At 57.3% G+C, this 14559-nt stretch carries 12 protein-coding genes; 1 reads left to right on the top strand and 11 read right to left on the bottom strand.

Features of this window, described 5'->3' with window-relative positions:
* Positions 1-104 precede the first annotated feature (104 nt).
* The 7 genes from QWJ10_RS00760 to QWJ10_RS00730 all read right to left on the bottom strand — a co-directional run bounded on the left by QWJ10_RS00760 (position 105) and on the right by QWJ10_RS00730 (position 9724).
* A complete protein-coding gene (locus QWJ10_RS00760; protein ID WP_289923557.1) occupies positions 105-3293 on the bottom strand; it encodes a PAS domain S-box protein in 3189 nt (1062 codons plus the stop codon).
* A 306-nt stretch (positions 3294-3599) separates the two neighbouring features.
* Entirely contained in the window at positions 3600-4259 is a 660-nt protein-coding gene (locus QWJ10_RS00755) for an ion channel (RefSeq protein WP_019366652.1), read from the bottom strand.
* 90 nt (positions 4260-4349) lie between these two features.
* Entirely contained in the window at positions 4350-5273 is a 924-nt protein-coding gene (locus tag QWJ10_RS00750; protein ID WP_244322513.1) for an SdiA-regulated domain-containing protein, read from the bottom strand.
* A gap of 117 nt (positions 5274-5390) precedes the next feature.
* Positions 5391-6269, bottom strand: a complete 879-nt coding sequence (locus QWJ10_RS00745; protein ID WP_289923549.1) for a lipid kinase — start codon at positions 6267-6269, stop codon at positions 5391-5393.
* A 201-nt stretch (positions 6270-6470) separates the two neighbouring features.
* Complete coding sequence (locus QWJ10_RS00740; protein WP_019366649.1) at positions 6471-6887, bottom strand: hypothetical protein; 417 nt, start codon at positions 6885-6887, stop codon at positions 6471-6473.
* Between the two features lie 76 nt (positions 6888-6963).
* Positions 6964-7968, bottom strand: coding sequence for an alpha/beta hydrolase (locus QWJ10_RS00735; protein WP_289923546.1), 1005 nt, complete (start codon positions 7966-7968; stop codon positions 6964-6966).
* 130 nt (positions 7969-8098) lie between these two features.
* Positions 8099-9724 carry a methyl-accepting chemotaxis protein gene (locus QWJ10_RS00730; protein ID WP_019366647.1) on the bottom strand — a complete coding sequence of 542 codons (1626 nt, stop codon included), beginning with the start codon at positions 9722-9724 and terminating at the stop codon, positions 8099-8101.
* 190 nt (positions 9725-9914) lie between these two features.
* On the opposite strand from QWJ10_RS00730, the gene QWJ10_RS00725 reads away from it, so the two are divergent.
* Positions 9915-10097: a hypothetical protein gene (locus QWJ10_RS00725; RefSeq protein ID WP_019366646.1), complete on the top strand. Its 183-nt coding sequence runs from the start codon at positions 9915-9917 to the stop codon at positions 10095-10097.
* Positions 10098-10152: 55 nt separating this feature from the next.
* Here the strand turns inward: QWJ10_RS00725 and QWJ10_RS00720 are convergent, their stop codons facing one another.
* From QWJ10_RS00720 to QWJ10_RS00705, 4 genes are all read right to left on the bottom strand, one after another.
* Positions 10153-10860 (bottom strand): DUF3053 family protein, encoded by a 708-nt coding sequence (locus tag QWJ10_RS00720; RefSeq protein ID WP_289923543.1) that lies wholly within the window; start codon positions 10858-10860, stop codon positions 10153-10155.
* Positions 10861-11016: 156 nt separating this feature from the next.
* The gene (locus QWJ10_RS00715; RefSeq protein ID WP_289923542.1) at positions 11017-11751 is read right to left on the bottom strand and encodes a hypothetical protein; all 735 of its coding nucleotides are present in this window, start codon (positions 11749-11751) and stop codon (positions 11017-11019) included.
* Positions 11752-11949: 198 nt separating this feature from the next.
* The gene (fucP, locus tag QWJ10_RS00710; RefSeq protein ID WP_019366643.1) at positions 11950-13191 is read right to left on the bottom strand and encodes an L-fucose:H+ symporter permease; all 1242 of its coding nucleotides are present in this window, start codon (positions 13189-13191) and stop codon (positions 11950-11952) included.
* A gap of 40 nt (positions 13192-13231) precedes the next feature.
* Positions 13232-14545: an MFS transporter gene (locus QWJ10_RS00705; RefSeq protein ID WP_289923540.1), complete on the bottom strand. Its 1314-nt coding sequence runs from the start codon at positions 14543-14545 to the stop codon at positions 13232-13234.
* Between the last annotated feature and the right edge of the window lie 14 nt (positions 14546-14559).

The raw sequence follows: 14559 nt of genomic DNA, 5'->3' as shown, positions 1-14559 counted from the left end.
GAACGCCCTATCCAAACTGCAAAACGGTAGGGCATTGGCATATAGCGATTGGTGCCTCATTTTCTTGGGGTCGCGCTCAGGATAGTTCCTTTGGACGCAACCTTTCACCGCTTCTTGAGGATAGTGTCCAGACGGGTTGCCAGCAACTCCATGGAAAAAGGCTTGGTCATGAGATGCATCCCGTCCTCCAGGTTGCCATTGCCTACTACCGCATTTTCCGCATAGCCGGTAATAAACAGAACCTTCAGATCCGTGCGTTGATGGCGGGCGGCATCGGCCATCTGGCGGCCGTTCATGCCCCCTGGCAATCCTACGTCTGAAATCAGCAGATCGATATGTGCAGCGGAGGAAAGGATGGCAAGCCCTGACGCGCCATCAGCCGCTTCGATTGCCCTGTAGCCCAGCTCTTCGAGTACCTCTTTGATGAGCATGCGTACAGTGGGCTCATCATCGACGATGAGTACGGTTTCACCCTTTCTCGTGCGTGGTGCATCCCCTGATCTAACCTGCTCCGCACCGGCCTCGACCGAGCCTGCATAGCGGGGCAGGTAGATTTTCATGGTGGTGCCCTTGCCCGGCTCCGACAAGACACGTACCTGACCGCCGGACTGCTTGGCAAATCCATAGATCATGGACAGACCCAGCCCGGTACCCCTGCCGATAGGCTTGGTTGTAAAGAACGGGTCGAAGATGCGCTCTATGATTTCCGGCGACATGCCTGTGCCCGTGTCGGATACTTCCGTCACGATGTACTGACCCGGATTCATGTCGCGCTCATGGGCGCTGGTCTCATCCAGGTAGCGATTTTCGGTTCGAATGAGTAATCGACCACCATCCGGCATGGCATCTCGTGCATTGATACACAGGTTCAGCAGGGCATTTTCGAGCTGATGGGGATCACAGAGCGTGGGCCAGAGTGCTTCGCTGAGATCGGTCGTGATACACACGGCTGGTCCTACGGTACGTGTGATCAGTTCACGCATGCCTTCGATCAACTGGTTGGCCTGGGTCGGTTTGGGGTCGAGCGTTTGGCGACGGGAAAAGGCCAGCAATCGGTGGGTCAGGGCCGCGGCTCGATTGGCAGAGTCCTGGGCGGCGGTGATGTATTTATTCAGATCGTTCAAGCGTCCCTGGATCAGGCGCGTCTTGAGCAGGTCCAGGCTACCGGAAATCCCGGTGAGCAGGTTGTTGAAGTCATGGGCCAGCCCGCCGGTGAGCTGGCCCACAGCTTCCATTTTCTGGCTATGGCGCAACCGTTCTTCCGTCTGATGCAGGACTTCGGCCTGCGCCTTTATCGTGGTGATATCGCGTGCAATGCTGTGGAACAGCCCATCACGACGCTGGGAGTTCCAGGATAACCAGCGATAGCTGCCATCTTTGTGCCGGTAGCGGTTCTCGAAATTTGACAAGACCTGGCCGTTCGTGAGTAGCCGCTTGGTTTGCACGGTATGTTCCAGGTCGTCTGGGTGGAGAAAATCCTTGTAGGGGCGTGCCTTCAGTTCCTGCTCCGACCAGCCCAGGGTTTCGCTCCAGGCAGGGTTGAGGTTGAGAAAGTAGCCTTCCGGGCTGGCGGTGCAGACCAGATCTGGCGTGGTGCGCCAGATTTGATCGCGCTCGCGGGTACGTTCCTCGACACGTTGCTCAAGCGTTTCGTTCAGCTCCCTCAACTGGCTTTCGCTGGCCTTGAGCCGGTCTTCGGCTGCCTTGCGAGCCGAGAAATCAATGGTCACGGCAATGATAGAGCGGGGATTGCCTTCATCATCGTTCAGACAGGTCAGATTGCTATTGGCCCAGACGATAGTGCCATCGGGGCGGAGGTAGCGCTTGTCGAGGCGAGTCGGCTGTCGGGTGGCCAGGACATGTTGAAGCGCCTCGAACGTCTTGGGCTGGTCTTCAGCCAGGGTAACGGTCTTTGCGGTTGTGCTTAACATCTCTGTGCGAGAGCGACCCAACAGGCGGCAGAGCTCGTCATTGACCCGTAGAAAGCGGCCGTCGAGGCTGATCTCGGACAGGCCTACCGAGGCTTCGTCGAAAATGGAAGCCAGGCGGGTTTCGCTTTCCTTCAGCGCCAGCTCAGCACGGGTGCGCTCGGTAATGTCGCGGCCAATGGAGAGCAGTTTTTCAGGCGTGCCGTCTGCGCCTGGTATGCAGGAAATAGCAATATCCCACCACTTGGGTTTTCCTGTGTGGGTAGGGCAGTAGCCCTGGAAACGTCCTGTCCCTCCGGCACGAGCACTTGCGATGGCGTTGCGTGCCGCCTCCAGATCCGCGTCTTTCCATACCCGGATCCACGGCTTGCCCAGTACGGAAGAGAGATCCGTAATCTCCATGGACTCTATACCGCCGGGGCTCACGAACTGAGTATGTCCTTCGAGATCCATGATCACGATGCAATCCTGACTCGAATTGAGAATCAGGCTGTTCATCTGGCGAGAAATGCGCAGCGCATTCTCGATAGAGTGATTCGCAGTAATGTCCCGCGAAATGGAGAGCAGCTTTTCAGGCCTCCCATGAGAGCCGAGGATAGGCGTGACCTGTACATCCCACCACTTAGGGGTTCCTGCCAGGGTATTGGCCTGCCCGATGAACCGGCCAACCTGACCCGCGCGGGCCAGCGTCATGGCCTCTTTCGCTTCCTGGCTCCCCTTGTCTTGCCAGAAGGTCGGCCAGGGGCAACCCGCAATGGCATTGAAGTCGCTGACTTCCATAGCGTCCTGGCCGTTTGGGCTCATGTAAAGCAGTTTGCCGTCAAGGTCGAGCACCTTGATGCAGTCGTCAGAGGAGGCCAACACGCTGCGCAGGAACTCGGCGTCGGCCTGCTGAGCTTCAATCACTTTTTGCTGCCGGGTCTGATCGCGCAGGATTTTCAGAAAACCCAGGTGGGTTCCATCGGCTGATCGGAGCGGCATCATCTCGCCATTGGCCCAGAACAGGGCGCCGTCCTTCTTCTGGTGCCAACGCTCATCACTGGCGCGACCTTTTTCCAGGGCGCGTTGCATCTCGCATTCGGCGCGCTGCTGGAGTTGGTCCTCTACGGTGAAGAGGCGATTGATAGAGGTCCCTAGTATACTTTCGGCTGTCCAGCCAAAGACCTGCTCTGCACCAGAGTTCCAGTGAGTAATGCGACCGCACTGGTCGGTTGTGATGATCGCAAAATCGACAGCACTGTTCAGAATATCCCGATGGCGCTGGTTCTGTTGGTGAGTCGTTTCGGCAACGGCCTTGAACGCCGTATTTTCGGCTTCGAGTTCGGCGATACGCAGACGCAGATGTTCGTTTTCGATGGTAGTCATGCCGGTATAAAAAGAAGGGCGCGGTACATAAGGTACCTGGCGGTAGGGGCCAATGCATTGCCATGAGTCCGGCAGCGCACAGGCACAGCTTCGCTCACGATCAGGTCACGAATGAACGACGTTGGAAAGGTAGGGATTGGCGAGCGGTCCAGTCTATCCAGCACTCGAGAGACTGTCTATCACGCCGGCTGCCCAACCGTCGGCCTGTCTGGGTAACAGGTATGTAGGCGGGATGATATCGATGGGCTATCGGTGTGTCAGGTGCTAAAAGCCGGACTGTCATTTGTAAGGGTCGACCGGTTGGTTCTACCGCTTGATGACCGTCAGGCTGATCAGGCGAGCCACTACCAGAGTGATGTACATGACGCCTGCAAACTCCTCGAGCATTACCAGACCGCGGGCAAGCGGTGAAATAGGCAGAACATCACCCAGCCCTACGCCGGAAAGCGTGGTAAAGCTCAGGAACAGCAGTTCCATCCAGGTCCGTGGTGCCTCAGGGTTCTGCATGGCGGTAAAGCTGCCTGGCAGAAGCAACTGGCAAACGGTAAAGGCATAGGCAAACCCCCAGGCCAGCAGAGTAAAGGTTGCGCCTACGGCAAACAGCTCATCGGTCGATGCGCGCTGATCTTCCATCATGTAGGCAATCAGGCTGGCGGCTGCGTAAAAGTAAAAGGCGCCTTCCAGCAGGGCGGAGGCAACCGTAACGGCCTGGTTGGGCCAGATCTCGCTGACGATAGCCAAGCACAGAATGAGCGCGGCCAGAATGAAGGCAATCGAGTGGAGCATTGGACTGCGACGGACCATTCGCAGGGCAGCAACCAGCACGATGACGCCAAACGCGCCAAAGACGGCTCGCCCACCCGGCATGTTCTCCATGAAGGGATAGAGCACGATGCCCAATAGCTGGATAAGTAACAGGCTTGCAGACGGGTAGCGAACCAGATACGTAACGAGGGTGACTTTCATTCAGGGCACGGGCAGGATGGAAACGCCGTACAGCGTAACCCGGCAGCGCAAGGCTCACCAGAGCCTTGCGGATAAAGAGCTCGACAAGGCCTATGACTTCTTCTTGAAGGCGTAGAATAGATTGGGCTCGCTGATCACATACAGGTTGCCCTGATCATCCATTGTCATGCCCTCAGCCTGGGGAACATCCTTGGCAAGCCCCTGATTACCACCCCTCAAGCTGAAGGAGCTGACCGGCTTACCGTTGGCGTCCATTTCCACGATCATCTTGGATTCATCAGACAAGGCCAGCAGATGGCCTGTACTCGTATCATAGTGAAGGCTGGACAGGTCGGTCACAAACAAATCCCGGTCGCGCTGTGCGTTGACATGCACGTCGATGTCGATCGGCTGGTCGGGCGAGGCGGTCAAAAAGCCGTTGATCTCGAAGATGCGGACCGGGTCCTTTTCCTTGGCAACAAAAAGGCGCTGCTCCTTGGGGTCGTAGGCCAGGCCCTCGAAGCCTTTGTTGCTGTTATCCGCTGCGCTGAGCGAAAACTGTTTGGCATTAGCTGGGTCGGCAATATCGATCACCTGGGTCTGATCATTGACATGCACTTCGATCAGACGATGGTTACGTTCCTCTGTAATCAGGAGGACGCCGGGACGAATGTATTCGATCGCTTCCGGATCACCGAAACCCCGCAGCGGAATACGACGCAGCACATCACCGGAGAGCGAAAGCTCGATAAGGTGCGAGTCTTTGTTGGTTACTGTAAAAAGCGTCTGGCGGCTGGCGTCGAAGGTCAGCGCTGACATGTCTTCGTCATTACCCAGTGGCTTGGCATCGATTGTGACATGGTAGTCAGGCAACCACAGGGCTTGCCCTTGGGCCTCCTCGGAGCTGAAGCGCTGTTCCAGACGGAACCAGACCTGCTCAAACAGGCGCTGCTGGGCACCTGCGGTTATCGCGGCTGCCACTAGCAAGCAGGCCAAGGCCGTTGCCATCGTTTTGGAGGAGAGAGCGTTCTGCATGTTAGGTCAGGTTCAAAATTCTGGGCGTATAGCCTACGGGGGTTGGGCTTAACTGAAGCTGAATAAGGCAGGTGCGAGTGTTTCCGATTCTTTCACCCATGGTTCGATAGGTGCGCTCTACGGACGATAGATCCTGAGCGCTTTGGGTTTGATAGAAAAGAGAGCGGGTGTGTAGGTGGTCAGCTCTCCATCAGTATTGATAGGCATGGGTTTGCGGGTGTTCAGCCGGATAGCGGTTGTCTGAAACGCCCTGACCTTATCTGCCTTGCCATGGGTGCCCTTGCGCAGGCTGGGCAGCAATGCGATCAGTTCCCACCAATGCTTCACCTCAAGGCTATAGAAATCCAGGCGTCCATCGTCGGCGGTTGCGGATTCTTCCACCGTCATGCCACCACCATAGTGACGGCCATTGCCCACGGATGCCTGGACCGTTCGGACCTTTTCCACCTGTCCGTCATGTTCGATATACAGGGTGAAACGGCGAAAGCGGCGCAGTAGCCGAAAGGCGGTCAGGCCATAGCCGAGACTGCCCCATTTCTTCTTGATATCCGCGGTCAGCTGATCAGCCAGATCGGCACTGAAGCCAATGCTGGCGACGTTGAGAAAGACATGATCGTTGACGACACCTACATCGATGGCTCGCAGCTGCCCCCGCACAATGATGTCGACGGCCTCGAGCGGGTCCTGAGGAATATTCAGTGTCTTGGCCAGGTCGTTGGCAGTGCCGAGCGGCAGGAGGCCGACGGGCAGGCCGGCCTCAATCAGGGCGGGAGCTGCGGCGTTCAACGTGCCGTCGCCGCCGCCGACGATGATCAGGTCGCATCCCTTGGCCTGTCTGATCTTCTCGCTGATGGAAAGGTTTTCCCCTCCGGTAGGTTCGACTACGGTTATTCCGCCCTGGCTGAGCTTTTCAACGATAGGCGTGTAGGATTCACTCCCACGGCGGGCGCGTTTATTGATCAGCAGAAGGGCGCGGCGGGTTTCGGTAGCGGTCATTGCGTCTGAGATCCCCTATGACTTGTTTATCTCTGACACTTCACGTGTAGGTCTGTCCGAGGGATGGAATGCGAGAGTGCCCCGTTCTGACAACTGCCTGCGAGGCGGAGTTGTTTCAAAAGATCAATGAAGCCTTACGTTGCGTGATCATCCGCTCAGACTGACGTTAAAAGCATAACTAGCAGGTAGGACCCGACGGTTTCAGGCGCGAGGGCTGACACGGGCGCTTTTGAGCAGCCGGTAGTCCTGCCACAGGATCACGGCCGCTGCGGCGGCGTACGCAAGGCAGGGTGCCCAATAAGCAGGATTAGCCAGCGCTTCGCTCAGGCACATGACCGCACTGATAGAAGTAAATAGCCACGACGGCACTCGCAGGACACACGCCATTGCGCTGGCCCAGAAGCGATCCCTCAGAAAGCCCAGGGGAACGCAGGCGGCAATCTGCATGACTACCAATACGAAGGTCGCAACAGCAACGGTCAGCACCACCTGATTGTCGGGCGTTTGTGCGTCACGAATAGGGATGAGCAGCGTGCCCAGGCGGGTATGGCTCAAGGCGGTATAAGCCAGGAGCAGCAGGGCGCTGGAGAAAATGATGCGGGCTGGTATCGAGTTCATTGAGCGTCGCGTTACAGGAAAAGGCGCCTATATTACCTGAGCCCGGCGCCTGTTCATGAATACTGTCCAGACAGGTTCAACCCGACGGTGTCTGTTCGGCCAAGGTATGAGTAGCGTCGAGTACTGCCTGCGGTGCCAGATGATGCAGCATATGCCCGGCGCCCTCGATGACACGGAAATCCATCTCCGGCAACTCGGTATGCAGCCTGCCCGAGTGCACATGGGTATGAACCAGCCGATCCTCGCGTCCCGCCATGATGATGGAAGGTACTGTCAGCGTCTTGTAACGCTCCTTGAGTTGTAGCGTTGCGGGAATGATCAGGGCTATTTCGGCTGCGCTGGCATGAAGCTGCACAGGACGAAAGGCCATCCAGGCCGGAAATCGCTTGAAGCGGGCGGGCACTTTGGCGGGCGCAAACATTCGCTTCATCATGAGTGGCCATATGCTGCGATACAGCAGCGGTGAAACGGAGTGGCACATGAGGTCACCCACACCGGGGATGGCCGGCAAAGCCGCCATGGGAATATCAGGGCGAACGGTCGGGTAATAATAGCCGGACAGCAGCACAAGGCCTCGGACAGACTGTGGGAAGTCGAGCCCCAGCGCCATGGCCACCAATGCGCCCCAGGAATGGCCGAGAACGATAGGGCGGTCGATACCCATTGCGGCAAAGGCCCGATTGAACAAATGGGCCTGTTCGAGCGGACCCCAGACGATAGACGACGGGCGCTCGCTGTAGCCATACCCAGGGCGGTCAAAGATGATGACCCGATAGGTACGAGCTGCGCGCTCGACAAGCCCGCTCAACTCGAAGTCAGTACCCATGGTCGTGTTGCCATGCAGAAGCACAAGGGGCTGTCCCTCGCCGTATTCGACGTAATGGATTCGGATACCATCCACCTCGATAAAGGTGCCTGCCGGTGGGTGCTGCTTTTCCGCTTGACAGCTGTAATGGCGGACCAGCATGGCTGATGCCGCGACGGCCAGGGAGCCCCACACAAGCGGGCCGGGGCGGAAGGGTAAAGGCGTGGTTTTACTAGGCGTAACGTGTGCGCTGTCGGTATGCCGGAGATTTTTCATGCCAGGGCTCCCGCTAAAGACAATTTAGAGTAGTCCACGGGAAAGCCGTTCGCGGTAGGGACGAATGGCACGTTTGGCTTTTACCTGAAACCAGCCATCCGCCTGCAGGGGGCGGATGGCTGTAGGTCAATCAGGCTGCGCCCAAGCGCTTGGTCAGCTCGGCCAGTCCCTGGGACAGGTTTTGCAAGTGCACCGCAGCGTCTTGCGTCTTTTCAACCTGGGCCTGGTTGGCGCTGGCAATGGCCGTAATTTCAGTCAGGTTACGAGCAATGTCTTCACTGACTGATGTCTGTTCCTCCGCTGCTGCCGCAATCTGGATGTTCTTGGCGCGCATCGAGTCGACCGAGACCGAGATGGTGTCCAGAATCGCGCCAGCTTCCTTCACCTGTGTGACGCTGCGCTCACTGATGCTCTGACCGTTCTGAATGGCCTTGGCCGCGTTGGCAGTGCCGGTCTGAACGTTGGCAATGATCTGGTTGATCTCGTTGGTCGAGTCGGCTGTGCGACGCGCCAGGTTACGGACCTCATCGGCCACAACCGCAAATCCGCGACCGGCCTCACCCGCGCGGGCGGCTTCGATGGCCGCGTTAAGCGCCAGAAGGTTGGTCTGTTCAGCAATGCCGTGGATGACTTCCATTACCTTGCCGATACGCACGCTGTCTTCTTCGAGCTGATTGATGACAGAGGCCGTACCGGCAATCTCGTCGCTCATGTCGACAATGGTCTTGATGGTGCCCTGCATGACGACGCTACCGCGCTGAACAGCCTGATCGGTTTCGGTAGCAGCAAGGGAGGCTTCGCTTGCGTGACGTGCGACTTCCTGGGCAGTAGCCGACATTTCATGCATGGCCGTTGCCACCTGATCGGTACGGGAGAACTGCTCGTTGCTGCCCTGAGCCATCTGGCTGGCAATGGCGTTCAGGTCGCGGTTGGCAGAGTCCAGGTCCTGGGTGCTCTGCTTGAGGCGCGTGAATGTATCGGACAGGAAGTTACGCAGAATACTGGCGGCTCCCGCCAGTCGACCGAGTTCATCCTGGCGGCTGGATTGGATATTTACGCTGAAGTTGCCATGACTGAGCTGGTTGATATGGCCGATGAGCTCACTGATCGGTACGACCAGGCGGCGATTGACCAGCCACAGGCTGATAACAAGGATGGCGATACCGCCCCCAATCAAGGCAATCAGGCCTGCCAGGAAGGTGGTGTCGGCCTGTGCACTGATTTGGGTGGATAGCTCGTTACTGTGCTTGTGCAGTTTGGTGACAAGATCGGCCATCTGGGCGGTGGCGCTACGGTCGATACCTTCAACAGCCTTGTCGCCTGCCTCCGGGTCAAAGCCGGCAGCCCTGAAGCGCTCGAAACCTGTGCGATAGGCTGTACCCAGCGTCTTGTGCTCGGTCTGCAGGCTTTGAATGGCTTGTGCGATAGAGCTATCTGACCACGGCTGCTTGCTCAGGTCAGACAGCAGTACCTGAACCTTTTGCTCTTCTGCCTGGAAGGCATTCCAATGTTTTTCGCGCTTGGCGTCATCCTTGCCGCGCAAGAGGGCGTTTTTCCATTCCTGAACTTGGGTTTTAAAATTCAGGTTGGCTTCGTCGATCAGCAAAACACTACGTATCTCATTGGCCAGAAGACCTTGATAGCGTTGAACGCTCCCGGAAAGAAATTTGAAGGAAACGATTGAAATAGCCATGAGCAGCAAGAGACTGCCGCAGAGCAGGGCAAGAACTTGAGCACGCAGGGAACGGTTAAGCATCACAGTGTCTCGAGAGAGGGAGGTACTCGTCACTGTGTCGTTGAAATAGCAAAAAACTTAATGCGATAAATATTCTATCGGCTTGATAAATTAATGAATTTTTTGTGACAGGCGTCTGGTTCGAACATTTGCCGTGAACGGCTATCCAACAGAGTAACATTTATTAAAAGATAAGAACGCGAGGTGCATCATGAGTGATGAACTGCTGGCGCCCATTCACGCGATGGATCCAAGCCCGATCAACCCAGGCGGTGGCCAGGAGTCGCCCTGGCCCGATGAGCCAGTAGGGCCTGATGGGATCATTGATCACCCGGATGACGTGACCGATAACCCTGACGTGATTGACCCGGATACTCCGCTTGTCCCCAGTTGACCCATGAAAAGGCTGGGCAGAGAGCCGCTGTCCAGCCTTTCCTTCACCGACTTTCCTACCCGCGACCGTAAACGACCGCTACCATCTTGCGTTGAGCCTGCATGGTCGCCTGGGCCTTGGTGTTCAGGGCCTGGAGACGGGTGTTCAGTTCTTTCTGGATAGCGGGGTCGGATACTTCGATCATGGCACCGTTGACCTTGATCACGTCCTGATGGGCATTGATGTAATCAAGCGCTTCGAGCGTTGCCGTCAGGGTCTCGCTGGCAACCGGCATCATGTTCTTCATGGCTTCGGCCGGCTGGGTGACAACTCGATCATAGGCCTTGTCATAGGCAGCCTTCAGATCTTCCGGCTGCTTGAAGGATTTACGCGCTTCATCCGCCTTCGCCTGTTCTTCGCTGATCAGCGCCGGCAGCTCGTTCAGCGTTTTTTGGGCAGATTGAATATCCTCGCGGCGCTGAATAGCCTGTCCCATCGAGCTGATGTTCATCTGCTTCATCGCCGTGGTCAGCGAGTCTTCGGTTCGCTTGTTGAGGGACTCGTGAAAGTGCTGCATCGCCGCATACTGGGCGCTGTATTCGCCAAAGAGGTTCTTGTCTTCGTCCCGAAGAACCGGAACGTGTACGCCGGGCTTATCGATGATGCGGGTTTGCAGGAATTCAATGAGTGCCTTGCGCTGCGCCTCTTCGTTGGAGCAGGCGGACAGCAGGCAGGCGCATATCAGGGTGAAAAACAGGGCAACCGCGGGGTTACGCTTGAGCATGAGATCTCCCTATGAGCTCAAATGGAGTAGAGCCGACCTGCAATCAGAGGTCAGCCGGCGCACCGTATATAGGGGATTGGAAAGCGTGGCGAGCGGGATCAGCCGAATTGGTGAACGGGTTCTGCTTATGAGACGGGCTTGACGTGTTAGGCGGTGTTAGCCCATCGGATCGAAATGGCTTTTGGCCGAGCAGTACCGTTCTTCCATCCATTTGCTTTTGTTCTGCTCATCCTTATCGTGGCGGACGCGCCAGTCCTGGCACTTTTGTCTGAAGTATTCCTTGGCGCCCTTGCGGCATTCGCTATAGCCGACCGAATCCTTGCGGTAGTTGCCGCATACGCTGGTGTCGTCGATGCGGTTGTTAACAATCTCCCAGGCCGCCAGATAGCTTTCACTGCTGCCCCATGCCTCAACCCAGTGCTGCTCGCTTTCCCGTACCGGGTCGGCCGGATAGATGAGCGCCCGTGGCAGGTGATCATGGTGGGCGCGGTAGGCTCTGGGGACCGCTCCTCGATGAGGGTATGGCGGCTTTCCCAGATGGCAGCGAATGATCGAGTCATCGGTCTCGCCGTCGCTTCGCATACAGGTCAGGTCAGCAGAAGAAGCGACTTCGGTCTGATCCAGCGAAAGATCGACAGGCCCCTGGGCCGAAGGGGGAGTATCGATACCGTCAGCGGGCTCAAGCAGCATGACAGGGGCTTGCAGCTGTTCAATGTCCTCCAGCGCATTCCAGGCCAGCAGGCTGGCAAACAGCAGCAACGCCAGCCACAGAAGTTGAGCCAGGGTTAATGTACGGCGGCGCTTGAGTGGTCGGGTGACAGGATTTGGTTCATGCACAAGCATGGGCTTGTGCCCATCGTCTTGCTGTTGACCGCGGTCGTGTGTGCCCATGATGCTTCCTTGCAGGACTCGAAACGACGGTACTGACGTTGAAGATGCGTGATGAATTTCACGTTACATAAGGGTATCCAGACCAGGCGGATAAATCCAGCTGGTGAACCGGCCTTGAGCCATTCAACCGATTGAGCAGAGATAAAAGGCAGTAAGGAGGCGATGAAGCGGACCAGGCGTACCTGGCCCGCTCGGTGGTCAGGCGCTGCGCTGCTGCGAGGCGCCGTACCAGATCACCAGGGCAAAGCAAAGCATGGGCAGCGAGTACGCATATGCAGTGCTGCTCATATCGGCAATGAGGCCCATGAAGTAGGGCATGATCGCGCCACCCACGATAGCCATGATCATGAAGGAGCTGGCGCGCTTGGTGTGTGGGCCGAGGTTCTTCACACCCAGCGCAAAGATGGTGGGAAACATGATCGACATGAAGAAGAACACAGCGATTAAACCTACTACGGCAATGCCGTCGAATCCGGCCACTACCAGACCGCAGAGGAAAAAGTTGATCACGCCATAGATCATCATCAGACGAGCCGGCGCGATGAATCCCATCAGCCAGGTGCTGAAGAAACGGCCCAGCATGAAGCACAGCATGGCAATGGACAGCATGAACGACGCGGACTGGCTGGAGGTGTCGGACCAGTGTTCAGTCACGTAGTTGATAAAGAAGGCACCCACACCTACCTGCGCCGCCACGTAGAAAAATTGGGTGATGACGCCGCCGACGAAATGCTTGTGCTGCCAGAGTGTGCGGCTGTCCTGCCGGGCAACGGCTTCTTCCTGATTGCGAAGGTCGGGCAGGGAGGTCTTGGCAAAGAGCACGGCAATCATCAGAACCAGCGCTGCGATACCCACATAGATCATGCTGACCGAGCCCAGGCTGTCGGAGGAGGCGGTACCTGCACTGTTGGTGGCCGAAAAGAACAGGGTGCCGCCCAGGATTGGGCCGGTGAACTGACCGAGGCCGTTGAAAGACTGGGCGAAATTGAGGCGGCGCTCGGCTCCGTTCGGATCGCCCAGAACCGTGGCATAGGGATTGGCTGCCGTTTCCAGGCAGCCCAGACCGCAGGCGATTACGAACAAGGCAAAAAGAAACATGGCAAAGCTGGCTGAAGACGCTGCCGGAACGAACAGCAAGGCACCCAGGGCATACAGGCACAACCCGACCAGGATGCCGGCCTTGTAGCCGCGCTTGCCCATGAAGATCCCGGCGGGCAGGGCAACGATAAAATAGGCGCCGAAGTACGCCGCCTGAAGCAGGCCGGACTGCGCCTTGGTGACGTGCAGCGTTTCCTGGAAGTGTTTGTTGAGTACGTCCAGCAGGCCATACGACAGGCCCCACATGAAGAACAGGCTGGTGACAAGGATGAATGCCCATTGATAGCCCGAGCGTTCCTGGCTGGCAACGGGTGTGGCCGTTCTGGTTTGGTTGACTAACATGACAGCTCTCCGTGGTTCTTATCGTTGTGCAGCGTTGAGGTCATTTGGTGGGTACAGCAAAACCGGCGTCCTGGCGTTGAATAGCCGTTCCCCCTAGGGCCAGCAGGCCTGCGCCAAGCAGGGCGACAGTTGCCAGGGTGTACATGCCGGCGTGGGGATTGGCGAACGTCTGTTCCATATAGGTTTTAAGGGTGGGCGCAAGAAAGCCGCCCAGGTTGCCCAGCGCACCGATCAGGGCAATTGCGCTGGCTGCTGCGACACCGCCCAGGTAGCGGGTGGGAAGCGTCCAGAAGAGCGGCTGAACAGTGATAAAGCCGGCAGCCGCGAGGCAGAAGGCAAACAGCACGGGCACGATGCTTTCGATAACCGTCGATCCTGCTATGCCCACTGCGGCGAGCAGCAGCATGGCCACTGCCAGTTGGCGATGCTTGCCGGTGCGGTCTGCATAGCGAGTCACCATGAACAGTGCACCCAGGGTGAATAGCCAGGGAATGGCCGTCAGCATGCCAACCTCAAAGCCGATCTTGGTGCCGAGCAGCTGAGCGATGCGCGCCGGAAGATAAAACAGGACGCCATAAACGCTTACCTGGATAGTGAAATAGATCAGTACGAAGTACATGACCTTTGGGTTGACGAGGGCTGCCTTCCAGGAGGAAGGGCTATGTTCCTTCTTGTCTGTCTCTTCCTGTTCGATAGCCTTGTGCAGTGCCGTTTTCTCGTCCCGGGTCAGCCACCGTGCATCCCGCGGGCGGTTCGGTAGGTAGAAAAACGCAATCACGCCAATGACCGAGGCAAGCAGTCCTTCCACCACGAACATCCATTGCCAGTTGCGCAGGCCGAATACACCATGCATTTCCAGCAGCCAGCCGGATACGGGGCCGCCCAGTAGCAGCGAAGCCGGTACGCCAAAGTAGTACAGCCCATACGCGGCACCGCGGTGGCGATGAGGGAACCAGTAAGTGAGATACAGCACGACACCTGGCGAGAGGCCTGCCTCGGCCACGCCCAGCAGAAAGCGGAGGATATAGAAGGACATTTCGCTCTGAGCGAACATCATGGCAGCCGAAACGAGGCCCCAGGTCACCATGATTCGGCTCAACCAGATCCGTGCACCGATACGGTGGAGGATAAGGTTGCTGGGAACTTCGAAAAGCGCGTAGCCGATAAAGAAGATTCCCGCGCCGAGAGCAAAGGCTGCATCGCCGATCCCTGTGTCGGCCTGCAATGCGAGCTTGGCATACCCAACGTTAGAACGGTCGATAATGGCCATGGCAAACATCAGGGCCACGAATGGAATAATTCGGCGACGGCTCTTGGTCAGGGCACTGTCGAGCGGGGCGGTAAGCGTAGACATGAATGACTCCAGTT

Origin of the sequence: Pseudomonas sp. WAC2 (assembly GCF_030403525.1) — a bacterium.
Classification (GTDB): domain Bacteria; phylum Pseudomonadota; class Gammaproteobacteria; order Pseudomonadales; family Pseudomonadaceae; genus Chryseomonas; species Chryseomonas luteola.
The sequence above is the reverse complement of the archived record's forward strand: the minus strand, read 5'-3'. Positions and strand labels throughout refer to the sequence as shown.

Bases quoted from the DNA above. Each gene is read 5' to 3' on its own strand.
- QWJ10_RS00760 (WP_289923557.1), bottom strand. From the start codon at position 3,293: ATGACTACCATCGAAAACGAACATCTGCGTCTGCGTATCGCCGAACTC.
- QWJ10_RS00755 (WP_019366652.1), bottom strand. From the start codon at position 4,259: ATGAAAGTCACCCTCGTTACGTATCTGGTTCGCTACCCGTCTGCAAGC.
- QWJ10_RS00750 (WP_244322513.1), bottom strand. From the start codon at position 5,273: ATGCAGAACGCTCTCTCCTCCAAAACGATGGCAACGGCCTTGGCCTGC.
- QWJ10_RS00745 (WP_289923549.1), bottom strand. From the start codon at position 6,269: ATGACCGCTACCGAAACCCGCCGCGCCCTTCTGCTGATCAATAAACGC.
- QWJ10_RS00740 (WP_019366649.1), bottom strand. From the start codon at position 6,887: ATGAACTCGATACCAGCCCGCATCATTTTCTCCAGCGCCCTGCTGCTC.
- QWJ10_RS00735 (WP_289923546.1), bottom strand. From the start codon at position 7,968: ATGAAAAATCTCCGGCATACCGACAGCGCACACGTTACGCCTAGTAAA.
- QWJ10_RS00730 (WP_019366647.1), bottom strand. From the start codon at position 9,724: ATGCTTAACCGTTCCCTGCGTGCTCAAGTTCTTGCCCTGCTCTGCGGC.
- QWJ10_RS00725 (WP_019366646.1), top strand. From the start codon at position 9,915: ATGAGTGATGAACTGCTGGCGCCCATTCACGCGATGGATCCAAGCCCG.
- QWJ10_RS00720 (WP_289923543.1), bottom strand. From the start codon at position 10,860: ATGCTCAAGCGTAACCCCGCGGTTGCCCTGTTTTTCACCCTGATATGC.
- QWJ10_RS00715 (WP_289923542.1), bottom strand. From the start codon at position 11,751: ATGGGCACACACGACCGCGGTCAACAGCAAGACGATGGGCACAAGCCC.
- fucP (WP_019366643.1), bottom strand. From the start codon at position 13,191: ATGTTAGTCAACCAAACCAGAACGGCCACACCCGTTGCCAGCCAGGAA.
- QWJ10_RS00705 (WP_289923540.1), bottom strand. From the start codon at position 14,545: ATGTCTACGCTTACCGCCCCGCTCGACAGTGCCCTGACCAAGAGCCGT.